At 57.6% G+C, this 26,141-nt stretch carries 26 protein-coding genes, 1 tRNA gene and 1 pseudogene; 17 read left to right on the top strand and 11 right to left on the bottom strand.

Annotated elements, in window-relative coordinates:
- Positions 1–61: 61 nt before the first annotated feature.
- The gene (locus NLK58_RS20405; RefSeq protein ID WP_341581627.1) at positions 62–988 is read left to right on the top strand and encodes a histone deacetylase family protein; all 927 of its coding nucleotides are present in this window, start codon (positions 62–64) and stop codon (positions 986–988) included.
- Between the two features lie 6 nt (positions 989–994).
- Here the strand turns inward: NLK58_RS20405 and NLK58_RS20400 are convergent, their stop codons facing one another.
- Positions 995–1,912 (bottom strand): OmpA family protein, encoded by a 918-nt coding sequence (locus NLK58_RS20400; RefSeq protein WP_117620484.1) that lies wholly within the window; start codon positions 1,910–1,912, stop codon positions 995–997.
- Positions 1,913–2,137: 225 nt separating this feature from the next.
- On the opposite strand from NLK58_RS20400, the gene pyrC reads away from it, so the two are divergent.
- The 4 genes from pyrC (at position 2,138) to NLK58_RS20380 (ending at position 4,806) form a co-directional block, all read left to right on the top strand.
- Positions 2,138–3,178, top strand: coding sequence for a dihydroorotase (gene pyrC / locus NLK58_RS20395; RefSeq protein WP_341581626.1), 1,041 nt, complete (start codon positions 2,138–2,140; stop codon positions 3,176–3,178).
- 34 nt (positions 3,179–3,212) lie between these two features.
- Positions 3,213–3,869, top strand: a complete 657-nt coding sequence (gene rnt, locus NLK58_RS20390; RefSeq protein ID WP_341581625.1) for a ribonuclease T — start codon at positions 3,213–3,215, stop codon at positions 3,867–3,869.
- A 284-nt stretch (positions 3,870–4,153) separates the two neighbouring features.
- Entirely contained in the window at positions 4,154–4,387 is a 234-nt protein-coding gene (locus NLK58_RS20385; RefSeq protein ID WP_341581624.1) for an AbrB/MazE/SpoVT family DNA-binding domain-containing protein, read from the top strand.
- The gene (locus tag NLK58_RS20380; RefSeq protein WP_341581623.1) at positions 4,384–4,806 is read left to right on the top strand and encodes a type II toxin-antitoxin system VapC family toxin; all 423 of its coding nucleotides are present in this window, start codon (positions 4,384–4,386) and stop codon (positions 4,804–4,806) included. The genes NLK58_RS20385 and NLK58_RS20380 overlap by 4 nt, the downstream gene beginning before the upstream one ends.
- A 174-nt stretch (positions 4,807–4,980) precedes the next feature.
- Here NLK58_RS20380 and NLK58_RS20375 read toward each other — a convergent pair whose 3' ends face one another.
- Complete coding sequence (locus NLK58_RS20375) at positions 4,981–6,966, bottom strand: SDR family oxidoreductase (protein ID WP_341582835.1); 1,986 nt, start codon at positions 6,964–6,966, stop codon at positions 4,981–4,983.
- 385 nt (positions 6,967–7,351) lie between these two features.
- Between NLK58_RS20375 and NLK58_RS20370 the strand changes: the two genes are divergently transcribed.
- Both NLK58_RS20370 and NLK58_RS20365 read left to right on the top strand, forming a co-directional pair.
- Positions 7,352–7,651: a hypothetical protein gene (locus NLK58_RS20370; RefSeq protein ID WP_341581622.1), complete on the top strand. Its 300-nt coding sequence runs from the start codon at positions 7,352–7,354 to the stop codon at positions 7,649–7,651.
- 64 nt (positions 7,652–7,715) lie between these two features.
- On the top strand, positions 7,716–10,538 hold the full coding sequence (locus NLK58_RS20365) for an insulinase family protein (protein WP_341581621.1): 2,823 nt from the start codon (positions 7,716–7,718) through the stop codon (positions 10,536–10,538).
- 5 nt (positions 10,539–10,543) lie between these two features.
- Here NLK58_RS20365 and NLK58_RS20360 read toward each other — a convergent pair whose 3' ends face one another.
- Positions 10,544–11,176, bottom strand: coding sequence for a TIGR04282 family arsenosugar biosynthesis glycosyltransferase (locus NLK58_RS20360; RefSeq protein ID WP_117620099.1), 633 nt, complete (start codon positions 11,174–11,176; stop codon positions 10,544–10,546).
- Entirely contained in the window at positions 11,163–11,870 is a 708-nt protein-coding gene (locus NLK58_RS20355; protein ID WP_117620098.1) for a TIGR04283 family arsenosugar biosynthesis glycosyltransferase, read from the bottom strand. The genes NLK58_RS20360 and NLK58_RS20355 overlap by 14 nt, the downstream gene beginning before the upstream one ends.
- An 87-nt stretch (positions 11,871–11,957) precedes the next feature.
- Between NLK58_RS20355 and NLK58_RS20350 the strand changes: the two genes are divergently transcribed.
- Both NLK58_RS20350 and dmeF read left to right on the top strand, forming a co-directional pair.
- A tRNA-Arg gene (locus NLK58_RS20350) sits at positions 11,958–12,034 on the top strand.
- Between the two features lie 475 nt (positions 12,035–12,509).
- Positions 12,510–13,433, top strand: a complete 924-nt coding sequence (gene dmeF / locus NLK58_RS20345) for a CDF family Co(II)/Ni(II) efflux transporter DmeF (RefSeq protein WP_341581620.1) — start codon at positions 12,510–12,512, stop codon at positions 13,431–13,433.
- Between the two features lie 24 nt (positions 13,434–13,457).
- Here the strand turns inward: dmeF and NLK58_RS20340 are convergent, their stop codons facing one another.
- Positions 13,458–13,736, bottom strand: a complete 279-nt coding sequence (locus tag NLK58_RS20340; protein WP_117620096.1) for a metal-sensing transcriptional repressor — start codon at positions 13,734–13,736, stop codon at positions 13,458–13,460.
- A gap of 80 nt (positions 13,737–13,816) precedes the next feature.
- Here NLK58_RS20340 and NLK58_RS20335 point away from each other — a divergent pair, with 80 nt between their 5' ends.
- The 4 genes and pseudogenes from NLK58_RS20335 to NLK58_RS20320 form a co-directional block, all read left to right on the top strand.
- Positions 13,817–14,197, top strand: coding sequence for a hypothetical protein (locus NLK58_RS20335; protein WP_341581619.1), 381 nt, complete (start codon positions 13,817–13,819; stop codon positions 14,195–14,197).
- A gap of 48 nt (positions 14,198–14,245) precedes the next feature.
- Positions 14,246–14,980, top strand: coding sequence for a HupE/UreJ family protein (locus NLK58_RS20330; RefSeq protein WP_376788059.1), 735 nt, complete (start codon positions 14,246–14,248; stop codon positions 14,978–14,980).
- Positions 14,981–14,995: 15 nt separating this feature from the next.
- Positions 14,996–15,694: a hypothetical protein gene (locus NLK58_RS20325; RefSeq protein WP_341581618.1), complete on the top strand. Its 699-nt coding sequence runs from the start codon at positions 14,996–14,998 to the stop codon at positions 15,692–15,694.
- Between the two features lie 67 nt (positions 15,695–15,761).
- Positions 15,762–15,902, top strand: a pseudogene (locus NLK58_RS20320) (ISNCY family transposase); the annotation flags it as partial.
- A gap of 87 nt (positions 15,903–15,989) precedes the next feature.
- Here the strand turns inward: NLK58_RS20320 and NLK58_RS20315 are convergent.
- The 3 genes from NLK58_RS20315 to NLK58_RS20305 all read right to left on the bottom strand — a co-directional run bounded on the left by NLK58_RS20315 (position 15,990) and on the right by NLK58_RS20305 (position 17,996).
- On the bottom strand, positions 15,990–16,577 hold the full coding sequence (locus tag NLK58_RS20315) for a hypothetical protein (protein ID WP_341581617.1): 588 nt from the start codon (positions 16,575–16,577) through the stop codon (positions 15,990–15,992).
- Positions 16,578–16,902: 325 nt separating this feature from the next.
- Positions 16,903–17,592 (bottom strand): RES family NAD+ phosphorylase, encoded by a 690-nt coding sequence (locus NLK58_RS20310; protein WP_341582833.1) that lies wholly within the window; start codon positions 17,590–17,592, stop codon positions 16,903–16,905.
- A complete protein-coding gene (locus tag NLK58_RS20305) occupies positions 17,592–17,996 on the bottom strand; it encodes an antitoxin Xre-like helix-turn-helix domain-containing protein (RefSeq protein WP_376788101.1) in 405 nt (134 codons plus the stop codon). Before NLK58_RS20305 ends, NLK58_RS20310 begins: the two co-directional genes overlap by 1 nt.
- 547 nt (positions 17,997–18,543) lie before the next feature.
- On the opposite strand from NLK58_RS20305, the gene NLK58_RS20300 reads away from it, so the two are divergent.
- Positions 18,544–19,092 carry a hypothetical protein gene (locus tag NLK58_RS20300; protein WP_205422239.1) on the top strand — a complete coding sequence of 183 codons (549 nt, stop codon included), beginning with the start codon at positions 18,544–18,546 and terminating at the stop codon, positions 19,090–19,092.
- Positions 19,093–19,306: 214 nt separating this feature from the next.
- The gene (locus NLK58_RS20295) at positions 19,307–19,981 is read left to right on the top strand and encodes a spermidine synthase (protein ID WP_117620091.1); all 675 of its coding nucleotides are present in this window, start codon (positions 19,307–19,309) and stop codon (positions 19,979–19,981) included.
- Between the two features lie 3 nt (positions 19,982–19,984).
- Here NLK58_RS20295 and NLK58_RS20290 read toward each other — a convergent pair whose 3' ends face one another.
- Positions 19,985–21,622 (bottom strand): methyl-accepting chemotaxis protein, encoded by a 1,638-nt coding sequence (locus NLK58_RS20290; RefSeq protein WP_117620090.1) that lies wholly within the window; start codon positions 21,620–21,622, stop codon positions 19,985–19,987.
- Between the two features lie 284 nt (positions 21,623–21,906).
- Between NLK58_RS20290 and NLK58_RS20285 the strand changes: the two genes are divergently transcribed.
- Complete coding sequence (locus NLK58_RS20285) at positions 21,907–22,572, top strand: hypothetical protein (protein ID WP_117620089.1); 666 nt, start codon at positions 21,907–21,909, stop codon at positions 22,570–22,572.
- Positions 22,573–22,600: 28 nt separating this feature from the next.
- On the opposite strand, the gene NLK58_RS20280 is transcribed toward NLK58_RS20285, so the two are convergent.
- Complete coding sequence (locus NLK58_RS20280; protein WP_117620088.1) at positions 22,601–23,224, bottom strand: L-threonylcarbamoyladenylate synthase; 624 nt, start codon at positions 23,222–23,224, stop codon at positions 22,601–22,603.
- Positions 23,224–23,577 (bottom strand): BolA family transcriptional regulator, encoded by a 354-nt coding sequence (locus NLK58_RS20275; RefSeq protein WP_117620087.1) that lies wholly within the window; start codon positions 23,575–23,577, stop codon positions 23,224–23,226. The genes NLK58_RS20280 and NLK58_RS20275 overlap by 1 nt, the downstream gene beginning before the upstream one ends.
- Positions 23,578–23,852: 275 nt before the next feature.
- Between NLK58_RS20275 and NLK58_RS20270 the strand changes: the two genes are divergently transcribed.
- On the top strand, positions 23,853–26,036 hold the full coding sequence (locus NLK58_RS20270) for a DNA topoisomerase 3 (RefSeq protein WP_117620086.1): 2,184 nt from the start codon (positions 23,853–23,855) through the stop codon (positions 26,034–26,036).
- Positions 26,037–26,141: the final 105 nt, after the last annotated feature.

Raw genomic sequence — 26,141 nt, 5'->3', positions numbered from 1 at the left:
CTGTGGTTTTCCCTGATAAGCTTGGAGAAAATATAAGCATATTGAAGGCAGCCCGAGACGTATGACCACGGCATTCTTTTCCCACGATGACTTCATGAGACACAACATGGGCCCGGAGCACCCGGAGAGCCCGGAGCGACTTGCGGCCATCATCAGTTATCTGGCGGATACCGGGCTGGACCAGAAGCTCGACTGGGTCCGGCCGGAGGAAATTACCCGTGATCAGCTTCTGACGGTGCACCCGGAAAAATACCTGCACCAGCTCGACCTGATGCAACCGACCCGGGGCCGGGTGTTTACCGCCCCGGATACCGCCATGATGCCGGATACCCTTCGCGCCGCCCGCCTGGCCGCCGGCGCCAATATCCAGGCGGTGGATATGGTCATGAGCAGCCAGGTAACCAATGCCTTTGTCTGTGCCCGCCCGCCAGGCCACCATGCCGAGCGCGCCAAATCCATGGGCTTCTGTTTTTACAACAACGTCGCCCTGGCCGCCATGCGCGCGCTGACCTTCCATCATCTCGAACGGGTCGCGATCATCGATTTTGATGTGCACCAGGGCAACGGCACGGTGGATATTGTCAGTGGTGATGAACGGATCCTGATGTGCTCCAGCTTCCAGCACCCCTTCTACCCGCACTCCCACGTGCACCGGCAAGCGGAAAATATTGTGAACATTCCGATTGAGGCGAACTGTTCCTCAGAGGAGTACCGGAAGCGGGTGGAGGCGGGCTGGCTGAAGCGGCTGAACGACTTCAAACCCCAGTTGATCGTTATTTCAGCGGGCTTTGACGCCCACCGACTGGACCCGATGGCGGAGCTGAACCTGGATGCTGAAGACTACCGCTGGCTGACAGAAATGATTGTGGGCGTTGCCCATGAACATAGCAACGACCGGATCATTTCAACGCTGGAAGGCGGGTACCACCTGCGTGCTCTGGCGGAGAGTGTGAACGCCCATCTGGAAGTGCTGAATTCGGTTTACTGATCCCGGTTATCCCCGGAGATCCCCGCCGTAGCCGTTGGCCTGTTGCAGTTCCGGCTGGTCACCGGCCCGCTGCAGGCGAATGTTGGTTCGGCGATTGTCCGCCGGGCGGTTTGATACCGGGTACTGATCGCCATGGGCCCTGACGGTAATCATGTTTTCATCAAGCCCCCGGGCCTTGAGGTAATCCGCCACCACATTGGCACGATCTTCCGAGAGGGCCCGGTTGTTGATCCGGCTGCCAATACTGTCACTGTGGCCATCCACGAAAATCCGTTCCACTGTCGAGTCCGCAATCACATAGGTCACAATATTTTCCAGCAACTTCCTGTCCCGATCCGACAACTGGCTGCTGCCGCTGGCAAACGGAATGCGTGAGCGGCGGATCTGGTCAAAATTCACCGGCAGCAGGTTGGAAGTACAGCGCTGGTATTGCTGATACTCGCCGGAAAAATTGATGTTGGACACATATACCCGCACCGGCCGGCCGTCAAACCAGGACTCCCGGGTAACGACGGGGCGCATGCCATCAAGCAGGCCGCGAGCCAGAACAAAGGCCAGGCGGGTATCCAGAGTGACCTGGCGGCGATCATCCGAGACATTGACCGTTCCCAAGGGCCGCGGCGCCACACCCGGGCGCCAGGATGGCGCTTCTGCTACCAGGCTACCCCGCCCCGGGCGCATCAGCGGCGATTCAGATTCCAGAAAGAACGACAGGCTTTCGCCGGCGCGATGATAGAAAACCGCTCGCCCATAACCGGGCACTTCGTGCACCAGGCGACATTCGAAAACCGACTCGGCCAGGTACCACTGGCTATTTTCAATACCAGCACCATAGCTCGCAGCCTGCCCACTTGCGGGCAAAAACACACTGAAAAGGCAGGCGGCCAGCACAGTCATCGGATTGTTGCGGGGGCGGAATCCCATATCGGTTGCCATCGGTATCAGGGAGTTAAAAAGCTTTGAGTGTTTAACGGCCTTCGTCCGTGTTTCTTTAGCCCCCAGGCGAAAACAATCGCCGGCCCCTTCTGGTATAATCCGGCAAATTTTTTCAAGGTCCTTTAATTTCAGCCCCGGCCTTGCCAATTTTTCAGCCCCGGCCTTGCCAATTTTTCCGGCCCGGCCTCGCCAAAGGTATTGCGGACAACTGCCATGACAGACCAGCTTACTCTTACCCGCCCCGACGACTGGCACCTCCACGTCCGGGACGGCGATATCCTGAGGGACGTCGTGCCTGCCACTGCGGCCTGTTTCGGACGGGCCATCATCATGCCCAACCTGGCACCACCGGTAACAACCGCAGCGGATGCCACCGCCTACCGGGACCGGATCCTTGCAGCCGCCAGCGGCACCGGCTTTGAACCACTGATGACCCTGTACCTGACCGAAAGCACTACCCCGGAAACCATCCGGGAGGCCACAGCCGCTGGCCTCGTGGCCGCAAAGCTCTACCCGGCCGGCGCCACCACCAATTCCGCCTCCGGCGTGAAGGACATCCGGAACATCTACCCGGTACTGGAAGCCATGGCCGACTGCGGCATGCTGCTTCTGGTGCATGGCGAGGTGACCGATGCCGATATCGACATTTTCGACCGGGAGAAGGTCTTTCTGGAGCGGGTGCTGGCCCCGACTCTGGAAGCATTCCCGAACCTCCGGATAGTACTGGAGCACATCACCACGGCCGATTCGGCGGACTTTGTGAGACAGCATAGCGGTGATAACCTGGGCGCCACCCTGACGCCCCAGCATCTGATGTACAACCGCAACCACATGCTTGTAGGTGGCATTCGCCCACATCTTTACTGCCTGCCAATCCTCAAGCGCAACCGCCATCAGCAGGCCCTGCGGGACGCCGTTGCCAGCGGTGACCAACGCTTCTTCCTGGGAACCGATTCCGCGCCCCACGCCAAAGATCGCAAGGAAGCGGCCTGCGGCTGTGCCGGGTGTTACTCCGCCTACGGCGCCATCGGCCTGTATGCCGACATCTTCGAAGAATTGGGCATTCTCGACAAACTCGAGGCCTTCGCGAGCTTCAACGGCGCCGATTTCTATGGCCTGCCGCGCAACACCGACACCATCACCCTGGTTCGTGAGCCCTGGACCATGCCCAGGGAGCTGCCCCTGGCTGAGGGCACCATTGTGCCGCTGAAAGCCGGTGAAACTGTTCACTGGCGGCTGGCGAAACATAGCTGATTCCTTCTCACACACGGCCAAGACCGGAGCTTGAGTGACTGACGAAAACAAACCACCGCACCCTATGTCCCGCCGTTTCCGCGGCTTTTTGCCCGTTGTTGTCGATGTGGAAACCGCCGGTTTCAATCCCGAGCGAGACGCGTTACTGGAAGTGGCAGCCGTTATCCTGACCATGGACGACGACGGCTGGTTGCGCCGCACCGAAACCCACGTTCAGCAGATTGATCCCTTTGAAGGCGCCAACCTGGAGCAGTCCGCCCTGGACTTTACCGGCATTGACCCCTGGAATCCGGAACGGGAGGCGGTGCCCGAGCGGGAAGGCCTGAGCGAAATCTTCAATCCGATCCGTAAGGCCGTCAAAAACCACGACTGCAAACGGGCGGTTCTGGTTGGCCACAACGCCTCCTTTGACCATAACTTCATCTTCGCAGCCGCACTGCGTTCCGATATCCGGCGCAATCCGTTCCATCCCTTTTCGACCTTCGACACCGCTACCCTGGCGGGCCTCGCCTACGGCCATACCGTCCTGGCCCAGGCCTGCAAGCTGGCCGGCATTCCGTTCAGTAACAAGGAAGCCCACTCTGCCGCCTACGATGCCGAAAAAACGGCAGACCTGTTCTGCGGTATCGTCAATCGCTGGAAGCAACTGGGCGGCTTTCCGCCTCCCCTGATCCCGGAAAAGACCGGATAACAGCCACAAAAAACCCGCCAAGGCGCAAGCCGTTCACTTAAAGTGGATTCAGGCAAGAGGGCCGTGCTACAAAGGTACCAATTCTGTGCAGCCATACAGTGTTGGTGCCTTTTTCCAATAGAAAGATATCTTTCCAGATCTCCCACTTGCCGGCCATGAACACTTCGTTATGGCCGAAACCGAGGCGCTTAAACCCGACAGGAAAACATGAGTCAGCGCTGGCTATTTTTTTGCCTAATTGATACCTTACCTATAGTAAGGATTTTGATAAGAGGAAAGGTGAAATGACTACAGCAACGATTACCAGTAAAGGACAAATTACGATCCCGGCTAACGTCCGCACCGACATGAAGGTTGGCCCTGGAGATCGAGTGGAGTTTGTGAAAGTGGCGGAAGGTCACTGGGAAGTGCTTGCCGCTGTTGAGGATGTTAGTCGGCTGAAGGGAATGATTACGCCTACCCGGATCGTCAGCATAGAGGAAATGGACTCAGCGATCCGGCAAAGGGCGGGTCTATGATTGGGCTGGATACCAATGTTCTCGTGCGCTACCTAACCCAGGACGACCCAGGTCAAGCGGCTATTACTAACAGGCTGGTTGAGGAGCGGTTGACCTCGCGCAATCCAGGCTTCGTTACATCGATTGTGCTGGTTGAGGTTATCTGGGTTTTGGAGACGTGCTACCAGCAACCGAAAAATGCCATTCAAAATGTTGTCAACGCACTATTGACCACCAAACAGTTGATGATCGACGAAGCCGATTTGGTGTATCTGGCGCTCAAGCGGTTCTCAACCGGGAACGCCGATTTTAGCGATGCACTCATAACTGTTATTTGCGAAAGCCGTGGTTGCACCTCGACAGTGAGCTTTAACAAAAAAGCACGCTCAGTAGGGATGATTGATATAAATGATGCAGGCAAGAGCGGTGGCAAATCCTGATCCAGCTAATGGCATTACCATGCAGGGGTTTTTCCTGCTTTTTGTGATCAGATGCCGAAAAGGGCCGCTGGGAAATCCAGCGGCCCTTTCTACTAACCGACTGGGCCAAGCCAGATCCACTTTAAGTGAACGGCTAGGCCGAGGCGGGTTTTTTCATTTCGGGGCACATTACGATTACCAGTAAATGCCTCGCATGATGGCAGCAAAGGCTACCTGCTCGGAAGACACCCTGGGCTTCTCGCCAGACTTGCTGCCTGCGGCAGACGGTGAATCCGGGAACATCCGGTAACCCGTGTTCATGACAATCTCGCCCATCTTCGGCGCCAGGGCATGCAGCACCTGGGCAAAGATACCCAGACGGGTCGCAATGCGCTTCGGCCGGTAAACGATGGCATCGGCCACCATAGTTGCTGCTTCATCCGGCGACAGCGTTGGCACCGAATCGTAGATCTTTGTTGGTGCGATCATCGGCGTTTTTACCAACGGCATGTTAATGGTGGTGAAGGTTACGTTGCGGTCAGACCACTCAGAGGCGGCACAACGGCTGAACGCATCCAGCGCGGACTTTGAGGCGACGTAGGCGGAGAACCTGGGTGCATTAGTCAGTACACCGATGGAGGAAATATTCACCACGTGGCCGCGGCGACGCTCCAGCATCTTGGGTGCAAAGCCCATGATCAGGCGCACAGAGCCGAAATAGTTCAGCTGCATGGTGCGCTCAAAGTCATGGAAACGGTCGAAGGACAGATCCAGTGAGCGGCGGATGGAGCGGCCGGCGTTGTTGATCAGCACATCGACATGGCCGTGGTTATCCAGAACGGTTTTCACGAACTCATCGCAGGCTTCCATATCCGAGAAATCGCACGGATACGCATGCACGCTGGCACCACGGGACTCCAGCTCCGCCGATACTTCTTTCAGGCGCTCCAGTTTACGGGCGCCGATAACGAGGATGGCGCCTGCGTCAGCCAGTTTCTGGGCCGTGGCCAGACCGATACCGGAGGTTGCACCAGTAACCACACAAACGCGGCCTTCAACTGTGCCCCGCAGTGTGCGGTCCTTGAACAGGTCCGGATCCAGGTTGCGCTCCCAGTAATCCCAGATAACCGGTGCGTAATCCGGCAGGCGCGGCACTTCGATACCGGTACCCTGCAGAACGCGCTCGGTTTCGCGGGCATCAAAACGGGTCGGATAGTTGATGAAGGACATCACCGAAGGCGGAATGCCCATATCGTCCAGAACCGCTGCTGTCAGCCGTTTCACCGGCGGCAGGTTCTTCAGGCTCTGACGGATGAATGGCGGAATAAAGCCAAACATACGGGAATCGATACGCATGCCCATTTTGGGAGCGTGACCCGCCTCGCTGAAGATATTGAGAATCTCACCAACCTTGTACGGGTCTGAATCCACCAGGTGGAAGCACTTGCCGTCTTCACCCTCAAGGTGGGCGATATGGTCCATGGCCTTGACCACGAAATCCACCGGCACAATGTTCAGCCGGCCGCCTTCAATGCCAATGGTGGGAACCCACTGGGGCAGTGCGTGGCGGATTTTCTGGATCATCTTGAAGAAATAATAGGGGCCATCCACTTTGTCCATTTCGCCGGTGGCGGAATGACCGATGACCATGCCCGGACGGTAGATGCGGAACGGCACCTTGCACTCTTCGCGCACGACCTTCTCGGACTCGTGCTTGGTGCGCAGGTACGGATGATCCAGCTTCTCCGCTTCCTCGAACATGTCCTCACGGAAAATACCCTTGAACAGACCGGCCGCGGCGATGGAAGACACGTGATGGAAATGCTTCGCGCCCATGGCTTCGGCCGCATTGACCGCAGCCCGGGTGCCCTCAATGTTGGTTGCCTGCTGGGCCTCTTCATCGGCACCCATGTCGTACACCGCCGCCAGATGGAAGAAATGATCAACCTGTCCCTTCAGGGCGTTGAGCGTTTTGGCATCGATACCCAGATTTTTACTGGTCAGGTCGCCGATAACGGCCTTTACCTGGGTTTCGTCTGCGCCCCAGCGTTCGCGCAGTTGTTCGAGTTTATCCTGGGACTGCTCACGTACCAGCACATGTACCGTGCCACCGCGTGCCAGCAGCTTCTCTACGAGAAATCGGCCAATAAATCCGGTGCCACCGGTCAGGAAATAATTCATCAATCGTCCACCCTGCTTGTTGCTCGGTTGTTGTCTATCCATGCCGGCCCCCATGCGACTAAAGTCTTAGGTCAATCCGGAAACGCCGGCATTGTACTTAATTGCAACCTTCATGTATCGAACTTTTTTAGAGCTTTTACTCTGCAAGCCTTTGTTTTTAATAGAGCTATTACTCTAACTTTTCGGGCCGGGGCCTTTAAAAGGCGTGTCCGGTTCACCGACACAATGCTTTTGAGACTAGCACAGGAATTGCCGCCTGCCTGCCCCATTGCAGGATTACCACAAAGCAATGAAACACCCCGCCAGCAATGACATAATCAGGAACTTATCGCGCCTTTTGGCATCTCTTCACTTCACAGGAAAACCGACCGCCGGAATCCCGATCATGCAAAAAGACAACCCCAACGCGGAACGCTACATTTCTATTGCCCGGGCCTGCCTGAAGGCCATTAACGATACGGCCGAAAACGCCGGGGCCCGCGAGCAGAAAATTCAGGCGGTTTACGAAGCCATCGACAGCGCCTTTCAGGCCGAGTTTTCCGATTACCGCCAGTCCGTTGCCATTATGGCAACCGTCCTTGAGCGCATTGCCTCCGGTCAGCTGGATGGTGAGAAGGCCGCTGACCTGGCTCGTAAGACCCTTGACCAGCAGCCGGAAAGTACCCGCAAAGCGCTGATGCACTGAACCCAGAACACATTCACAGGATAACAGAGAGCCTATGAGCACCCGCATCGCCAGGAAACACCCAATGCAAAGCCAGATGATACGCCTGTTTGCCCTGCTCACACTCCTGCTGTTCAGCACCTTTACTCTTGCCGCCCAGATTCCGGAAAAAAGCCCCAATGATGACAACCAGTACCGGTTCATCGAACTGGAGAATGGCCTGAAGGTTATCCTGGTTTCGGACAAGGAGGCAGACAAGGCAGCGGCCTCAATGAATGTGGCCGTTGGCAGCGGAGACGATCCGGAAAATCGCGAGGGGCTCTCCCACTTCCTGGAGCACATGCTGTTTCTTGGCACCGAAAAATACCCGGCGCCGGGTGAATACCAGCAGTTCATCAAGAGCCATGGCGGCCAGCACAATGCCTTTACCGCATTCCAGGACACCAACTATTTCTTTGATATTCAGGCTGAATTTCTGAAACCGGCACTGGACCGGTTCGCCCAGCAGTTTGCGGCACCGCTGTTCACTGCCGAACTGGTGGACCGTGAACGCAATGCCGTCCATTCGGAGTTCAGCGCCAAACAGAAAGACGATGGCCGCAGGTTCTATTCCGTTAAAAAGGCGGTCAGCAATCCGAACCACGCCTTCAGCCAGTTTGCCGTTGGCAATTTGAGCACGCTTGAAAACACCGACGACAACCCGCTGCGCCCGGACCTCATCGAATTCTGGAAGCAGCACTATTCCGCCAACCTTATGTCTCTGGCGGTTTACGGGCCGCAAACCCTGGACGATCTGGAAGCCATGGTGCGTGGCCGCTTTGACACCATCGAAAACCGCAGTCTCCAACCCAGGCGCCATACCGCCAGTCTCTTTGAACAGGATGCACTGCCGGCCAAGGTAACAGTGGAAGCACTCAAGGATGTGCGAAGCCTCTCGCTGACCTTCCCTATTCCCTCGCAAGAGAATAACTACCGAACCAAGCCCGCCAGTTACGTGGCCAACCTGCTCGGCCATGAGGGGCCTGGCAGCCTGTTTGATGTCCTCAAACGGGCCGGCCTTGCTGAAAGTTTGTCAGCCGGTCTGGGAATGGACACCGGCGAAAACGCCACTCTGGAAATCAGCATCTCCCTGACCCCGGAAGGGCTGAGCCGCCACGAGGAAATCCTGCCACTGGTGTTCGATTACATCGAAAAGATTCGCCAGAAAGGCATCAGTGAGCAACGCTTCCTGGAGATGCAGAACCTGGCCCGCATTGATTTCCGGTTCCGTGAACAGGGCAGCCCACTGCATGAGGCCATGCGACTGTCCAGCCAGCTCATGGATTATCCGCCGGAGGACCTGCTTCGTGCACCCTGGCTGGTTGAACGTTATGCGCCGGAGCAGTACCGGGATATTCTGAACCGGCTGACGCCGGATAATGTCCTCGCATTTGTTCTGGCGCCGAACCCCGGGCTGGAAAATCCGAACCGCACCGACTGGTACGAGGCTGCCTGGAGCCGCGAGCCACTGGATCCGAACGCGCTGACAACCCCGCAGCTGCCGGAGCTTGCCGCCCAGCTGCAATTGCCGTCCGCCAATCCCTTTGTACCAGAAGACCTGGAGATGGTGCCGGGGGGCACCATGAAAAAGCCGACATCACTGGGCTCACTCCGGGGCATGGAGGTCTGGTTTGCCCGGGATACCCGGTTTGATACGCCCAGGGCCAACGTGTTCATCAGCCTGCGAACACCGGCCGCACCGGCATCTGCCCGCAGCAATGTACTGACCCAGCTGCTGGTGGACTCCATCAACGCCAACCTCAATGCCTGGGCCTACTCCGCCAGCCTGGCCGGCCTGGATTACAGTGTTTATACACACCTGCGCGGCATCACGGTTCGTGTGGGCGGTTACAACGACAAACTGCACACCCTGATGAACCGGATCCTGCTTCAGGTAGCGGCACCGGAGCTGACCAGACAGCGTTTCGATATTGCCCGGCAGAACCTGATCGACAGCCTGCAGAACAAGGCGAAAGACCGCCCGGTTGAGCAAACCTCTGAATTTGTCCAGACCTCCCTGATCGAAGGCGCCTGGAGCACGGACGAAAAGCTCAGGGCAGCCCGGGAAGTGACGTTCGATGAACTGCGCTCGTTCTCGAAGGCGGCATTCTCGCAAGTAGACCCGGTGATGCTCGCCCACGGAAATCTCACTGAGGCATCGGCTCTCAATCTGGCCCGGCAGATCGACGCCATGGTCCTGCGAAACACCGAAAACGCCCGGGTAGCACGCAGCCAGGTGCGCCAACTGCCAGAGCGGGAAACCGAAGTTTCCCTGACCGTAGACCACCCGGACACCGGCTACACGCTCTACATGCAGGGAGACAACACCAGTTTCCAGGAGCGGGCCCGTTTCCGCCTGCTGGCGCAGATCATCAGCAGCCCCTTCTACGAGGAGATCCGAACCAGCCGCCAGCTGGGCTACATCGTTTACGCCACCCCCTATGAAATGCTGGAGACCCCGGCACTGGGCTTTGTAGTGCAGTCACCGTCCGCCTCACAAACCGAGATTGACCAGGCGGTAACGGAATTCTCCGTAGAATTCGAGAGCACACTGGCCGGGCTGAGCAGTGAGCGGCTGAACCAGGAAAAACAGGCCGTGATCAGCAAACTGCTCGAACAGGACCGGCAACTGGGCGAGATCTCCAGCCGTTACTGGCGTGAGATTGATCGTGGTGCGGAAAGCTTCAACTCCCGGGAGCAACTGGCCGAAGCGGTGAGGAATGTCCGTCTGCAGGAGCTTCTGGACACCTTCCGGAAAGCCGTACTTAAGCGGGAACAGTCACTTCGGGTGGTCACCGGTGGCAACGGCCTGCAAGCGGATCAGGCCCTGGGCAAGTTGACCGAACTACCGCCAGTGCCCGCCAGCTGACAGTCTCAGCAGGTACGGAGAAAACGGGCCCAGTCTTCGGGCTCGTCCACATCCCAGCGGGGCTCCAGCACGAAATAGCTGAGCCCTGCAGCATCAAGCTGTTCACAGGTTTGGATCAGAACATCCGGCGAACCCCAGGCAATGTTATCCAGCATTCCCTCGGCTACCCGTGAAGCGCCAATCAGGACATAACCGCCATCATCAGACGGCCCCAGCACAACATCGTAATCCGCCAGACTGGCCACCGCCTTGCGGGCATAATCCGGATCCACAGAGGGACAGTCGCTGCCAACCACCAGGACCCTGTCATAGTCGCGAAGGGATTGGCTGAGTGCCGCGTGCATTCTCTCCCCGAGCGTGCTGCCCTGCTGCACCCCCTGAACCAGCCCCGCACCGTTCACTTCTTCAAGAATGGTGGCAGCTTCCCCTGGCCGGTCATCCACCGGCCGGTCCCACCAGAACTCCACCGGATACCCGGTAGCGCACAGGTTGTCCAGAACCGCCAGCGTGAGCCTTATATGGGCTTCGAGCGCACCTATCGCGCCCAATTCCGGCATCAACCGGGTTTTGACCCGACCGGCTTCCGGCCACTTGGCAAACTGGAGAAATACCGCCGAGGGGGGATTACTTTGAGGCATTACGGACATCCGATCGGTAGATTTGGGCCAGAGACTCCGGCGATTCACCGCGCCAATAACGCCAGCGCAACCGCCACATCAGGAAAATCGTCCGCCAGGCACCGTGCTCTTCCCACCGGCGGCTATCGGTAACGACAGGTTCTTTTATACAGAAGGGACGGGACACCAGGCAAAGGCGGCGGGAAAATTCCACATCTTCCATCAAAGGCATGGGATGAAAACCCGCCAGCGCCTCGAATGCATCCCGGCGCACAAACATCGCCTGATCGCCGGTGCAGATACCGGTCAGGCGGGAGCGCTGGTTCATAAACCAGGCAATCACCCGGAACGTCGGCCGCTGGCCACTCAGGCGCACATTAAACCGGCCCCAGGCACGGTGCGAGCGGGCAAATTCCACGAGATGATCCAGGGCATTGTCCGGAAGCCGGGTGTCTGCGTGCAGGAAAAGAAACACGTCCCCCTTGGCAACAGCCGCACCGGCGTTCATCTGAACCGCCCGACCCTTCCCGGAAACCACCAACCGATCGCACAGAGGCCTTGCCAGTTCGGCGGTGCGATCACTGCTGCCAGCATCCACCACAATAACCTCATGCCCCCGAGCGCGAATCGGCTGCAGAGCCCGGAGCGTATCAGCAACGCTCGCAGCCTCCATCCAGACCGGGACAATCACGCTCAACGAGAAAGGTTCAGGCAAAACGCACTCCGTGAAATTCACCGAAACAAAGCTGCACCTTGAGCCTAAGAGCTCAGCCCGCTATCATACCGCCCTTCTCGCGATAATGCCCCCGTAGCTCATCTGGATAGAGCGTCCCCCTCCTAAGGGGAAGGTAGCAGGTTCGAGTCCTGCCGGGGGTACCACCGAAGTCCTCGCCACCTCCCTGCGGGATGCACAGGCCTTCCCCGCCGCCGACTTTGCCCCGCTTTACCACCGTCGCTGGGGCATCGAAACCGACTACCTGCGCCTCAAGCAAACCCTGCAGATCGCCTCATCCGGCGCTGACCGTTGCCACATCACCCCGGTGACGCTGTTTATCCCCTGCCCATGACGTCCGACAGGCTGCCAGGGCTGGCTTTTGGCTTGTCCGGGGCTTAAGTTGATGACGTCGGCCCCGTACCCAGCAATGCAACCACCTGGACCAGGAACAAATGGCGATAGGTTCGGTGTTTTAGGATCTCAAGCATCGCCTCTCCAGTGACATGGTCAGGACTGAAAGGTTGTGGTAGTCATCTGACTACAGTAGCATTCTCATGCTATCCCCCTTGGGGGGATGTGTCAAAAGCTCGATCTTGGCCCTCAGGCTCACTATTCGTCATCCTTGCCAGGAATACTGTTATGCACCACGAACGACTCGACCATTGGCAACATAATCACATCTTCGGTCAGGATCTGAAGCGCTCTGGCGAAATCCGAACACTCATCGTGGTGGGCCTGACGTTGGCGATGATGGCCTGGGAAATCCTGGCAGGGATCGTTTACGGCTCAATGGCCTTGCTGGCCGATGGCCTGCACATGGGATCGCACGCGGTGGCTCTGGGCATTGCCGCCTTCGCGTATGCGTACGCCAGGAAAAATGCAGGCAACGCTCGGTTCTCTTTTGGTACGGGGAAGGTCAATGCGCTGGGCGGCTTTACCGGTGCGATTCTACTGGCTGTCTTTGCTCTCTACATGGTCATCGAGAGCGTTGGGCGTTTTATCCAGCCAGTCCCCATTTCCTTCGATGGTGCAATTTTCGTGGCCATCATCGGCCTCGTGGTCAATGGGGTGTCAGCCTGGATACTGGGGGATGCGGGGCATGACCATGGCCACAGTCACGGGCATGATCACGGCCATCACCACCATGACCACAACCGCCGGGCGGCCTACCTTCATGTGCTTGCCGATGCCCTGACCTCAGTCCTGGCCATTGTTGCCCTTGTAGCCGGTAAATATGCGGGATGGAACTGGATGGACCCGATGATGGGTATTATCGGTGCCATTCTGGTAACACGCTGGTCCTGGCACCTGTTGAAAGACACGTCAAAAGTGCTCCTCGATGAGCAACATCAAGACATGGAGGAAACCGTCAAACTGGCAGTGGAAGACGACGATGCCAAAGTCAGTGATCTGCATGTGTGGGCGATTGGCCCAAACATTCATGCGGCTATTGTCTCAGTGGTCTCCCACCAGCCCGAGTCGCCCACAGTCTACAAGGAACGCATTCAGGCCCGCTGCCACTCCCTGGTCCACGTGACGGTGGAACCTTTGCGGTGTGAGTAACACAGAGAAGCAACAGTGATGGAATCAAAGATACCGGGCGATTGCCTTGAATTCATCGACGCGCCGCTGCTGGTCCGGCTCCAGCGGCCCGATGGCATCGTCCAGGCAATGCTCAATGTGGTCCTGTACCAGTACGCGCTTGGCTTGCTGAATGGCCTTTTCCACAGCGTGAAGCTGCTGCGCCAGTTCCAGGCAGGGTTTTCCCTGATCAATCATGCCAATCACGCTTTCAAGATGGCCGCTGGCCCGCTTCAGGCGTTTGATGATGTTCGAGTGCGATTGATGCGTATGATCATTTACCATGTTTAATTCCTATCCCCCACGGGGGGATGTTATCCTTTGTTTTCGCTGAAATCCAACAACCGACTCGACGCAACAAACTGATGATTTCGGCCATTCACCAAAGAAAACTGCTTCCGACGCTCGTCATGCTGTTCGCATTGGCGGGCCTGTCACTGTCGGTGATTGGCGAGGTGTTCTCTCACGGCGTGGCTGAGTTGGCAAGTGATTGGGAATCACGACTCAGCGGCCATTCAGACAGTCATGGTGGGCATGGGCACAGCCATGATTTTGACGAAGAACCAGAGGTCTCACTGCACCACGATGCGGGAAATCACACCCACGAGACAGTGGACCAGCTAAGGGTTCCCCTGGTTTCCCAAAGCCTTACCGTTCTCCGGCAACAGGTGCCCTTTGCCGGTGATTCCCCCCGCAGCTTGCGCTATCGGCTCGAACGCCCTCCAAAAGCACTCCTTCCTGCTTGATTCTTGCCGCTTAGGCGGCCCACGGAAATAAATTCGATTGGAGTCTTTATGTTGTCAAGTTTGCTTGGCGGTTGCCGTATTATGTCCTCGACGGGCGCAGGCAGTCGTCTCTTCTGGATATTTCTGACACTGGGCTTGCTGGGCCTGAGTACCGATGTGCTGGCCCATTCTGTCGCCCAGGGCGATAAGGGGTACATTCAGGAAATTACCGGTGTAAACCTCATTGCGTTCACCTACCTCGGGGCCAAACACATGGTCACCGGTTATGACCACCTGCTGTTCCTGCTGGGTGTGATCTTCTTCCTCTACCAAATGAAGCACATCGCGATCTACGTGAGCCTGTTTGCCCTGGGGCATTCCACCACGATGCTGCTGGGGGTGTATTTCAACGTGGGCATCAACAGCTACATCATTGATGCAATTATCGGTCTCTCCATCGTGTACAAGGCACTGGACAATATTGGTGCTTATCAGCGCTGGTTTGGATTTCAGCCTAACACCAAGGCGGCCACGCTCATTTTCGGTTTCTTCCATGGCTTTGGCCTGTCCACCAAGATCATCGAATACGACATCTCACCGGATGGGCTAATCCCGAACCTCCTCGCCTTCAACGTAGGCGTGGAAATCGGACAACTCATCGCCCTGGCCATGATCCTGATCGGCATCAGCTTCTGGCGTAAAACCGACGGCTTTTTCCGCCACGCCTACACCGCCAACGCGGCCATGATGAGCGCAGGTTTCCTGCTCTTTGGCTATCAGCTCACCGGTTATTTTGCCGCCTAATTCTGGAGATTCAGTATGTACAACACCGATACACCAAGCCGTGAAGAATTGCCCAGCGCCGCCAAACTGATTCGATCAACCATCATCGCTGCCATTGTGGCACTGGTTCTGCTGGTTACTGTGGTAATGCCCGCCGAGTACGCCCTGGACCCGACCGGAGCGGGCCAACTGCTGGGATTGACCGAGATGGGCGAGATCAAGGAACAGCTCGCCGAAGAGGCCGCCGCTGACGAGGCCGCCCAGATGGTTGCCGTTCAATCCTCAGGCGATCAGCAGGCAGCAGCAGAAGTAGCACAACCTGTAGCTAAAGAACCCACCCAGGAAGCAGCCTCGAACCTGGAGCCAGAAACTGCGCCCCTCGAGGCGCAAACAGCATCAGAAGCAGTACCTGCGGAACCGCAGTGGCAGGATGAAGTGCGCGTGGTTCTCACGCCTGGCGAAGGTACTGAGTTCAAGCTCACCATGGAAGAAAGTGCCGTGGCTCGGTTCTCTTGGGCATCCGAGGGTGGCCCCATCAACTACGACACCCATGGCGATGGGGGCGGCCAGTCAATTTCATACGAGAAAGGCCGGGGCGTGCCGGAAGACGAAGGCAAACTGGAAGCCGCTTTTACCGGCAACCATGGCTGGTTCTTCAGAAACCGGAATGACAACGACATCACCCTGGTGCTCCGTACCGGCGGAGATTACGGACAGCTGAAAAAAATGCTGTAATAGAGACAGCCTGCAGAGGGCTGGCAGGACGCCAGTTCTTTGCCTTGCCCAGATTGGACGCCCGCGGGACACGGGGGTGGCTTCTCTGGATAAGCTGCGCATCGACAGTACCGTGGTGGCCAGCCCTACTGCTCAGCCCAGTGACAGCCAGTTGCTGAATGATGGCGTGCATGTGATCAGTCGGCTGCTGGCAAAAAGCAAAACCGACATCCAGGGATGAGCCAAACTGGTTGAAAACGCGTGTTTCTGGATGGGCACTGGCGAGCAGGCCTTCTTCTCACAGGGCCGCAACCGGTCACTGCACTCCTTTTCTTTTCTCGATATCTTCCGCGGCCTCACGCAGAAACGACTCCACGGTTTCGTCCGGCAGCAGTAACTGTTGTTCAATCATGGAATCCCGCCATTCCGTTGCTTTAAAAATACAGCGGTACTCGTTGGGAAACTCGATGTAAAGCCGCTTGAAGAACTCCCTGGCCAGTATTTTTTTGGGTGCATGCCTGCGTGATTGCAAAACCGCCATGTTATACAGAGCACCAGCCCGAACGTTATCCGGCTGACTCTCGTCTTCATAGATGCCCTCAAGCCTTTTGTAAACCTCTTTCAGGCCTGTAAGCCTGTATTTTTTAAGAATTTCGACCGCCGAGGTCATCACCCGGTCCTCCCCATACTTGCAAGGCGATTCGGCGTGGTCTCTCACATACCTGTCGACAGCACGGTCTACTTCACCCTTGTGTTTGTAGTCCTGTTTCTGATCCCAGATGAAAGCGGTGCCTGCGGCAGTTTCAATTGTACCCGGCATACATCCGGCGAGCAGTGAGCCAAGCAAAAGTAAAACAGCAAGCAACCAAGCCTTTCGAAATTCGGGTTTGAGATGAGTGATCATGGAATTCTTCCCTGACAACGTTTGATCTGGTTTTCACAACCCGCAAACGTTAACGGTTTATGGCGAGCGAAAACGTGAGCCTTGTATGAAAACTGCCAAGACACCGCGTAAACCGCTGAAGGTTGCCACCCATTCCACGTGAAGCCTGCCCGCATGAGCCCCCCAGAGAATAAATGCCGGCGAGCATCGGCCCGGTACCCGTAATTGGTGCGGGCAGGCTAAGATGCCGCTCCATCCCGCCACATACACTTAGTCCAGAGTGCCCCCCGTATCTCTGTAACTGGAGGCCGGGCTTAGGTTAATTTTTTAGCGTTTTTGGAAAAACTCATATACCGAGAACTTTATTTCTGTCTACGATCTCCCCGCCACACACGATGAATTCGAAATGCGCAGCCTGTACAACCGAATGAACGTGTCTTGGTGTAAATAACCCCCAGCAAGTGGCACCGGAATTTCGCACTGACCAGTACTGGATTCCCTCAGAATCGCCAGCACGAAGGTGCGCACCCAACACACGAGACGCGGAATAGTCGTCAGGTTGGTATATCCCGTGGGTCGCCGCCAACGCGGTGGCATCATGAATTACGCCCCCGGTAAACGTGCAGGCGAGGCCACGGAAGATCATTCGGTCGAATTTCAGGTCCTCGATATTCGCCAGGTATCGGCCCTGGTGATATTCAACCTCAGCGAGCGCTGTCTCCATGGTGTCGCCGATATACAACATTCCGTACTCGCCGTTACTGAACCGACTTCCGTCCGGGGAAACATGGGTAAAGGGCGACGCAGCATAGGGACAACCGGGAATGCCCCAGGGAATTTCCTCCAGGTCGATGTAATTGAGGTCACCGACTTCCTGCTTGAGGCGAGGGTTTGTCATGGCCTGCAGGTCGAAAAGATCCTGAAACTCATCGGGATCGGCCACATCGTTGAATATATCAATGGGAGGAAGCTTGGAGTTGACCAGGCGAAAGCCCTTTGTTTTCGGAACCGTTATGACCGGGAGGTTCAACTCCATCACCAGAGACCACCACGCAGGGCGTCAATGCGCCTGAACGTCTCGTATAGCGCTGCAAAATCTCCGCTTTCGATCACCTCCAGCGGAGCCCTACCATGGAAATAGGGGTTGTGGTTCCTCTTTCGCATGAATCCATACACGTTCTCCGGATTTTCAAACACAATCCGCAGGGCCTGATGCATGTTCAGCAGGTAGCTGATGCGCGTGACCTGATCCCGGTCCAGACGGGCGCTCTCGGGATCGTTCCGGTACTTGTAAAAGGTTGCCTTCGGGAGCCTCAGAATAGCCTGCATCTGTTCGGCACCACATCCCCATTTATCGAGAATGTTGAACGCAGTTTTTAGGCCACTGACACCCATGCGACGGGCTTCAGCGAGTGATTTTTTCTCTGCAATCGCACTCATCATACTAACCCCGCTTTATGCGCATCAACAGTCTCATATTAGACTTTTAATCTCATAAAGTCTATTAAGGGACAGAATTCAGTGGGGCCCTCTTCACGCCACCGCGCGGTTCTTGGGGACAGCAGGACCGGCTTCGGAAAGCGACCTTCTCGAACCATCGCCAAATGCTCTTGGAGCAAACACGGTAACGTTGACTTACTTCTTTGATGCCATAAATAATCCCCTGTCGGGCGTTTCCGGGGAAACTTTCCGGTGTAGGCACGCCGGGCATAAACCAATCCGCTTGCCGCATCAACACTGGATGTCGTCAACACAGTTCGTGTGATTAAGCCGACCAGAAGTATCGACTCTCCTCCCTCCTTAAATCCCCTTTTCAGCCTCCTGTGTGTGCTTGCGAACAGACAGACGAGCGGTCAAACACTGATCCTGAGAGCCTGTGCTGGCGTCCGCTGACTGCCTTGGCATCTGCTGCGTAACGGGTCCGGGCCGAGCACGTAATAGCGCATTTCGGAAATGCAATCTGAAAAATGCAAGTAAGGAGCTTCTCATGATCAGAGTCTACACTGCGGCAATCACACTCTGTTTTCTGGGTACCCTGCCTATGGCAGCATCCGCACAATCCCCAGAGTTCGGCCCGAATGAAGGCGACCGCGAATTCTCCCTCTCCGGCACAGGCAGTAACGACCGGGATTTCAACAGCGGCAGCTTCGGCGTGACCGGCGATCTGGGCTGGTATTTGCGGGATAACATGGTTGCCGGTGCCCGGCAAAGCATCAATTACGCCAGCATCGAAGGAGAAAGTGTCAAGGATGATTTCTGGAACGGCTCAACCCGTGGTTACTTCAACTATCAGTTTCTCGCTGATCGCGCGCGCCCCTTTGTCGGCGGCAGTCTCGGCGGGATCTACGGCGATGGCGTCAAGGACAGCGCCTTCGCCGGCCTGGAAACGGGAATAAAGTACTACGTGCGGACGAAGACCTATTTCCTCGCCCGAGCCGAATACCAGTTCTTCTTCAGCGACACCAACGACGCATCGGATGCCTTCCAGGACGACGGAGCCTGGGCTTATACGGTGGGTCTGGGTTACAACTTCTAATCCACAGCGAGCGCTGACGAAGTAGAGGAAGTCCTGAAACCTACTTCGTCGTCGCATCGCTGGCTGATTAAAGTTTTCTGTCCATCAGTGTTTCGCCAGATAGTCCTTTTGCCCTGGATCATCCGATAAATCGTAAGAATGTTCATCGTTGTATTCCGTTTTTTTGGATTCTCTAAGTTAAGATGCGAGTCCGACCCACCAAACGGAACCCCAAATGGCCCGCTTCACCGAAATCGGCACCGCAATCATTCCCGGCAAGGGAACCCGATTACGCCTGCTTCAGCGCAACGATGAGTTCTCTATCAAGATTGCCGGCACTACCGGTGAGTTGATGAACAGCCGGATACACGGCTCGGAAGATGCGCTCGCCACGCTGGCATGCGAGCGGATTGCAGATCAACCCTCCCCCCGGGTACTGATTGGCGGGCTGGGAATGGGGTTTACTCTGGCCGCAGCGCTGTCAGCACTGGGCGAGGATGCGCAGGTAACGGTGGCTGAACTGGTTCCCGAAGTTGAAGTGTGGAACCGGGGGCCGCTGGGCGCTGCTGCCAGGAACCCGTTGAACGATCCCAGGGCCAGCGTTCATGTTGGTGATGTGGCGGAATTGCTTAGAAGCAGCGATGGCGAATGGGATGCCATCCTGCTGGATGTCGACAACGGCCCGGAAGGGATGACCCGCAAGGAGAACAACTGGATTTACTCCCCGGATGGTATTGCCGCGGCCCAGAAATCCCTGCGCCCCGAGGGCATCCTGGCTTACTGGTCCGCCGGCCCGGAGCACGCATTTACCGAGAGGCTGCGCCGCGCCGGGTTTTCCGTGGAGCCGGTTACGGTGCGGGCTTTGCGCCCTGGCAAGGGCGCTCGTCACGTTATCTGGCTGGCGTGGTAACTGTTAACGCGCCGGTTTATGGCGACCGCCCTGGTTAAGCCGGAACTGCTCGATGGTTTTTCGCAGGTTTTCCGCCATGGAGAGCAAGTCTCCCGCAATGCGGGCCGTCTCCTTGGCGTCGCCGGAGGTCTGCTCCGCCGAACGGCTGATTTCGATTACGTTGTGATTGATGGATTCGGCAACCTCGCTCTGCTCATTGGCAGCGCTTTCCATTTCCTGGTTGAGATCGGTAATCTGGCGCACCGCCGCCGCAATGGCCTGTAGCTCGGATTCCACCTTGAGAATCGCGGATACCTGCTGTTCCGCCATCTCCGAGGCGTGTCGCATGGTGGCCACGCAGTCCACCACTTCGCCCTTAAGCCCATTGATGGTGTTACGGATTTCCTCGGTGGAATCCTGGGTGCGTGAGGCAAGTGCGCGCACTTCATCGGCGACCACCGAGAAGCCACGGCCCTGCTCACCGGCCCGCGCGGCCTCAATGGCGGCGTTCAGCGCCAGCAGGTTGGTCTGGTCGGCAATGTTGGAGATTACCTCCAGCATATCCGACATCTGACTAGTGCGCTGATCCAGCTGTTCGATGCGTTGTGCGCCGCTCTGTACTTCGCTGTTCAGCGCCCCGATGCCTTCCACCGCGTTGCGGGCGAGGCTCTCACCCTTAGTGGCGGATTCTGCTGTGTCCGCCGATTTACGGGTGGTGTGAATGGCGTTTTCCCGGACCTGCACGGCGGAAGCCGCCATTTCCGTGGTGGCGCTGGCCACCTGGTCGGTGTTGTCCCGCTGGGCCAGCACCTCGCGCTCGGTGGTGTCCGCCTTGCCAGCAATACTGCGGGCCGCCTGCTCCACTTGCTCGGCGTTGTCCATCACGGTGTTCATGCTCTCCCTGATCTTCGCCATCATCCGGTTAAACGCGCGGGAGACAGAGCCAATTTCGTCATTACGGGTTACTTCCAGCTCAATGGTCAGGTCGGAATTGCGGGAGATCTCGTCCATCCTGTCGTGGAGCCGGCGCAGACGGGAAAACACCAGCCGGCCCAAGGCCGCTGCCGTCAGGAAAAACACGGCGACGAATATGGCCACCTGGATGCCACCACTGGTGAGCAGCTGTTGGTGCAAACGGGCATCGCTTCCCGCCAGGGAATAATCCACCCGGATAGCGCCAAGTACGTCCCCTTCCCTGGCCTGGTGGCAACCCAGGCAGTTAACGCCCTGATAGTTCTCCCGGGCAATCACCGGCTCAATCAGGGTGTAGACCCGGCCCTCCTCATTTTTGGAATAAGCCTCCACCCGCTCGCCGGACAGCGCTTTCCTGTCCAGGGGCTCCCGTTTCTGTTCGGACTCCTTGCCGGTACCAAAGACCCGGTTCAGCAGATCACTTCGAATCACCCGCACATCCAGAACATCCTCGGGGGCCTTCACCTTTTCCCGAAGCACATCCCGGTTGCCAATGGTGCCGGTGATCATCATGGTGTTCAGCCCGTCGAAATAGGACTTGGCCAGCCCGTCGACATACTTGTGGCTGAACTCTTCAACATGGGCACGCTGTGAATTCGCGCTATAGAGCACGGTAAACACAAGTACCAGCGAGAAAGCCGTCGCCAGGGCAACGAGTAACAGGAATCGAATGGAGTAGTGTTTTTTCATGATAACCCGACTCAGGAACCGCTCTGCGGGCGGCTTGAAAATTGGTTTGACTGGATAAAATAACGGCCAACTGTCGCCGGACTTTATAGATATGTGTCATTTTTTTCCTGACTTGGGTCAGATCGGGGAGAGGTCAATGACACTCCCTGCATGGAAAAAGCAAACCGGGGAAAGTTCGGTGGAGTTGGCCTGAAAGCTGCAGGAACCAGTGGTAAGTACCAGAAATCTCAAGCACTGACTGTTCGGCAACCGCTCTCGGGCAAGCCGAAGGAGGAAAACCATCCATGTCCCTACTGACTTCACTGATCCGGGCAAGCACCCAGTTCCAGCAGGCCATGGAAAAGCGCCAGACACCGGCCACAGGCCCGGAAACCGCAGCGGCCAAGGCCCAAACAAAAACCGTAGAAGCCGAGCCGACCGCCGGTGATGACCGCTTCACACCCTCGGACAACAGTCAGACCGACCTCGGCCGCCTGAAGGCCCGCCGGCTCGCCATGGCCGACTACAAACAAACCGTGGGGCAGGATCTTGCCTTCGTGCGGGAGACACTTCGGCATAAACTTGCCGAATACAACCTGCACCCGGCAACCGCGCTCAACGTAAGCAAATATGAAAACGGCAGCGTTGCCGTGGAAGGAAAAATTGCAGACAAAACCCGGGCACTGATTGAAAAAGACCTGAACGTGAACAAAAACTTCAAGGAAGCGTTCAATCGCCTGAGCGTCAACGAACCGACGCTTGATTTCATGGACAACGCGCTCAAGCTGAACCAGGCCTACGGGGTCAACAACCCGCTACTGGACACACTGATCAGTGAAAACCAGCAGTTCAACGGCCTTCAGGACCTGGTTCACCGGTACGATACCCTGCGGCGCTCGGTGGGCGCCGGGCAGATAGAAGCGGCGGGCAATACTCGGGCGTACGCTTTCAACCTGAACGCCCGGGCATAGGATGGCCGACAGCGCCCCATCCGGGTAATCAAACTTCGAAAGGCGCCGGATCCCCTTTGCCAACCCGGGTCACCACCGGCGCTTCGCCGGTGAAGTCCACCACCGTGGTTGCCTCCATGCCGCAGAACCCGCCGTCAATAATCAGATCCAGCTCATGCTCCAGGGTATCCCGGATGTCGTAGGGATCGGTCATCGGCTCTGTCTCACCGGGCAGGATCAGCGTGCTGCTCATAATCGGCTCACCGAGCTCACCCAGCAACTCCTGAACAATGGCATTGTCCGGCACCCGCACACCGACAGTCCGCCGCTTGGGATGAAGCAACCGGCGCGGCACCTCACTGGTGGCATCCAGAATGAAGGTGTAGGGCCCCGGCGTGAAATTCTTCAGCAACCGGTACTGGGTGTTGTCTACCTTGGCATACACGCCAATATCGGAAAGATCCCGGCACACCAGCGTGAAATTGTGCTTGTCATCCAGCCTGCGAATCCGCTTGATCCGGTCCGCCGCCTGCTTGTCACCGAGGTGGCAACCAATGGCATAGGCGGAATCCGTGGGGTACACAATCACCCCCCCGCGGCGAAGGATATCCACCGCCTGGTTAATCAGACGCTTCTGCGGCGTCTCCGGATGGATCTGGAAAAACTGACTCATTAACCCTCTCCCTGAGCGGATCGTGCCGCCATCGCCGGACCCTTCTTGGACCCGCCCATACAATTCGGAGACTCCGGCGCCACCTGCCCGGACGCCTCCCACTCCTCTGGAGAATACAGATGCAGCGCCAACGCATGCACCTCCCCCTCCAGTTCCTCGGCCAGCACCTTATAAATCGCCTGATGCCGCCGCACCCTCATCTGCCCCTCAAACTCCGGTGACACCAGCGTCACCTTGAAATGAGTTTCAGAATTCGGCGGCACACTGTGCTTGTGGCTCTCGTTCTCCACCTGAAGAAAGCGCGCATCGAACGCCTCGTTCAGTTTGGTTTCAATTGCGTTTTGAATTTTCATGTTTTAGGACTCCTACTGCTCAACCCGAGGTTAAGGGGGCGAATTGCATGTGACCCGACGCGGGTATGGAGATAGCTTTCCCAAAAGTGTGTGTTGCCATGGATGGCAACACCAAGCCCCCATGGAAGGGTTCACGGCGTCTTTTGGGAAAGCTACTTCCACAGCCGCCTCCCCCATGCCCACCAGTCTACTACACATATCAGGCACCGCCCGAACCTTGACAGCTCAAAGCCAAAGCGCCACATTCCCATCCCGTTTCCAAAACACCAGACCCCATGCACCTGTACATCGCCGAAAAACCAAGCCTGGGCCGCGCCATCGCCGCCGCCCTCCCCGGCCCGCACCAGAAAGGCCAGGGCTGGATTCGCTGTGGCCAGGGCGAACAGGCTGCCACTGTCAGCTGGTGCATCGGCCACCTCCTGGAACCGGCGGAACCGGCCCGCTACAACCCGGCCTGGAAAAAATGGCGCCAGGAAGACCTGCCCATGTTTCCCGAAAAATGGCAAGTCATGCCCAAGGACAGCGTGCGGCAACAGCTCAATGTCCTCGAATCCCTGATCCGCCAGGCCGAAACCATCACCCATGCCGGCGACCCGGACCGCGAAGGCCAGCTTCTGGTAGACGAAGTTATCCGCTATTTTGGCGCCCGCGCACCGGTAAAGCGGATCCTGATCAACGATTTGACCCCGGCAGCCGTGGCCAAAGCCCTCCAGAGCCCGAAAGACAACCGCGAATTCCGGCGCCTGTCCCATTCGGCGCTGGCCCGGCAACGGGCCGACTGGCTCTACGGCATCAACCTCACCCGCTTCTACACCCTCAGCTATCAGCAACAGGGCGAACAAGGCGTCTATTCCGTTGGCCGGGTGCAAACCCCGGTGCTTGGCCTGGTGGTGGAACGGGACAACACCATCGAAAACTTCCGGCCCAAGCCCTATTTCCGGATTGAAGCCCGCTTCAAGGCCCAGGAAGAGGAAGCCGACCAGCAAACCTTCACCGCCCGCTGGCTGCCCGACGAACAATTCCGGGACCACCTGGACGAAGAAAACCGCCTGCTGAGCCGGGAAGTGGCCGAGCAGATAGCCGAGAGCGTACAAAGCCGGCCCGGCACCATCACCGAATCCCGCTTCCGCGACCGGCCGGAAGCACCGCCGCTACCACTGTCCCTGTCGGCGCTGCAGATCGAAGCCGGCCGGCTGTTCCGGATGGGTGCCAAAGACGTGCTTGATACCGCCCAGAACCTCTACGAGCGCCACCAACTGATCACCTACCCCCGTTCCGACTGCAGGTACTTGCCTGAGGGCCATTACGACCAGCGGGAACAGGTAGTGCGTGCCATTGGCCGGGTGGCACCGGATCTTCAGGAAGCCTGCAATGGCGCAGACCTGGGCAGGAAGACTGCCGCCTGGAACGATAAACAGGTCGATGCCCACCACGCCATCATTCCAACCAGCCGGCCGTCCCCCAACGGCAAACTCAGTGCGGCGGAACAGAAAATCTACGGCCTGATCAGCCGCTACTACCTGATGCAGTTCGCTGCAGACGCAGTTCACCGGGAAGGCAAGCTGACGGTACGAGTAGCGGAGCATCAGTTCCGCGCCACGGAAACGGCCATTCTGGTGCCCGGCTGGAAAGCCCTGGAGCTAAAACTCCGGGAAGGGCGTGCCGAGCCGGAGAAAACACCGCTGCCCCGGCTGGAGAAGGGCGAACCGGTGTTCTGCGAAGACAGCACCATCGCCGAACGCAAAACCCAACCACCCCAGCCTTTTACCGACGCCACGCTGCTCTCGGCGATGACCAACATCGCCCGTTTTGTAACCGATGCCGAGCTTCGCAAAACCCTGCGCGAGACCGATGGCCTGGGCACCGAAGCTACCCGGGCTACCATCATCGACACCCTGTTCAAACGGGATTATCTGTACCGGGACAGCCGGCACATCCGCGCCACCGACAAAGGCAAAGCCCTGATCCGTGCCTTGCCCGAATCGGTCAGCAAGCCGGATCGCACGGCGGTGTGGGAGGCCACCCTGGAGGGCATCCGCCGTGGCGAGGGCGACCCGAGACAGTTTCTGGAGACCCTGAAACGGGAAATCCGCGGCTTCCTGAACCGGCCCCAGGGGCAGCCAGCCGGCGGCTCCACGCCCCCGGACACAGACGCACCCGAGAACCCGCCCCACTGCCCAAAATGCCGGGCCCCCATGCTCGAACGGGACGGCAAGTTCGGGCGCTTCTATGCCTGCACCCGCTATCCGGACTGCCGCGGCACCCGGCCACTGGAAGAGGCCAGCCCCCAGGACGGCACCAGCCAGAAACCGATCCCCTGCCCCCACTGCTTCTCGCCCCTGGTTCGGCGAAAAGGCAAAAAAGGCTGGTTCTGGGGCTGCAGTAATTTCCCCGGCTGCCGACAAACACTGGATGACGACAACGGAAAGCCCGCCGTCCGTTTACGCAAGTCTACATAACGATACTGAACACAGATGCACATTTTGTGATAATTGATTGATATAGCAGAGCACTCTGCCCAAAGCTCGGCGCCATGCCAGGCAAAAAAAGAAGCAACACTCCGG

Source organism: Marinobacter metalliresistant (assembly GCF_038098645.1).
Lineage (GTDB): Bacteria > Pseudomonadota > Gammaproteobacteria > Pseudomonadales > Oleiphilaceae > Marinobacter > Marinobacter metalliresistant.
This window is presented reverse-complemented; position numbering and strand designations above follow the sequence as displayed.

Bases quoted from the DNA above. Each gene is read 5' to 3' on its own strand.
- NLK58_RS20400 (WP_117620484.1), bottom strand. From the start codon at position 1,912: ATGGGATTCCGCCCCCGCAACAATCCGATGACTGTGCTGGCCGCCTGC.
- NLK58_RS20270 (WP_117620086.1), top strand. From the start codon at position 23,853: ATGCACCTGTACATCGCCGAAAAACCAAGCCTGGGCCGCGCCATCGCC.
- NLK58_RS20325 (WP_341581618.1), top strand. From the start codon at position 14,996: ATGTACAACACCGATACACCAAGCCGTGAAGAATTGCCCAGCGCCGCC.
- NLK58_RS20305 (WP_376788101.1), bottom strand. From the start codon at position 17,996: ATGAGTGCGATTGCAGAGAAAAAATCACTCGCTGAAGCCCGTCGCATG.
- NLK58_RS20295 (WP_117620091.1), top strand. From the start codon at position 19,307: ATGGCCCGCTTCACCGAAATCGGCACCGCAATCATTCCCGGCAAGGGA.
- NLK58_RS20375 (WP_341582835.1), bottom strand. From the start codon at position 6,966: ATGAATTATTTCCTGACCGGTGGCACCGGATTTATTGGCCGATTTCTC.
- NLK58_RS20315 (WP_341581617.1), bottom strand. From the start codon at position 16,577: ATGATCACTCATCTCAAACCCGAATTTCGAAAGGCTTGGTTGCTTGCT.
- NLK58_RS20370 (WP_341581622.1), top strand. From the start codon at position 7,352: ATGCAAAAAGACAACCCCAACGCGGAACGCTACATTTCTATTGCCCGG.
- NLK58_RS20335 (WP_341581619.1), top strand. From the start codon at position 13,817: ATGATTTCGGCCATTCACCAAAGAAAACTGCTTCCGACGCTCGTCATG.
- NLK58_RS20300 (WP_205422239.1), top strand. From the start codon at position 18,544: ATGATCAGAGTCTACACTGCGGCAATCACACTCTGTTTTCTGGGTACC.
- dmeF (WP_341581620.1), top strand. From the start codon at position 12,510: ATGCACCACGAACGACTCGACCATTGGCAACATAATCACATCTTCGGT.
- NLK58_RS20290 (WP_117620090.1), bottom strand. From the start codon at position 21,622: ATGAAAAAACACTACTCCATTCGATTCCTGTTACTCGTTGCCCTGGCG.
- pyrC (WP_341581626.1), top strand. From the start codon at position 2,138: ATGACAGACCAGCTTACTCTTACCCGCCCCGACGACTGGCACCTCCAC.
- NLK58_RS20330 (WP_376788059.1), top strand. From the start codon at position 14,246: ATGTTGTCAAGTTTGCTTGGCGGTTGCCGTATTATGTCCTCGACGGGC.
- NLK58_RS20275 (WP_117620087.1), bottom strand. From the start codon at position 23,577: ATGAAAATTCAAAACGCAATTGAAACCAAACTGAACGAGGCGTTCGAT.
- NLK58_RS20380 (WP_341581623.1), top strand. From the start codon at position 4,384: ATGATTGGGCTGGATACCAATGTTCTCGTGCGCTACCTAACCCAGGAC.
- NLK58_RS20360 (WP_117620099.1), bottom strand. From the start codon at position 11,176: ATGCCTCAAAGTAATCCCCCCTCGGCGGTATTTCTCCAGTTTGCCAAG.
- NLK58_RS20405 (WP_341581627.1), top strand. From the start codon at position 62: ATGACCACGGCATTCTTTTCCCACGATGACTTCATGAGACACAACATG.
- NLK58_RS20340 (WP_117620096.1), bottom strand. From the start codon at position 13,736: ATGGTAAATGATCATACGCATCAATCGCACTCGAACATCATCAAACGC.
- NLK58_RS20385 (WP_341581624.1), top strand. From the start codon at position 4,154: ATGACTACAGCAACGATTACCAGTAAAGGACAAATTACGATCCCGGCT.
- NLK58_RS20310 (WP_341582833.1), bottom strand. From the start codon at position 17,592: ATGGAGTTGAACCTCCCGGTCATAACGGTTCCGAAAACAAAGGGCTTT.
- NLK58_RS20280 (WP_117620088.1), bottom strand. From the start codon at position 23,224: ATGAGTCAGTTTTTCCAGATCCATCCGGAGACGCCGCAGAAGCGTCTG.
- NLK58_RS20285 (WP_117620089.1), top strand. From the start codon at position 21,907: ATGTCCCTACTGACTTCACTGATCCGGGCAAGCACCCAGTTCCAGCAG.
- NLK58_RS20365 (WP_341581621.1), top strand. From the start codon at position 7,716: ATGCAAAGCCAGATGATACGCCTGTTTGCCCTGCTCACACTCCTGCTG.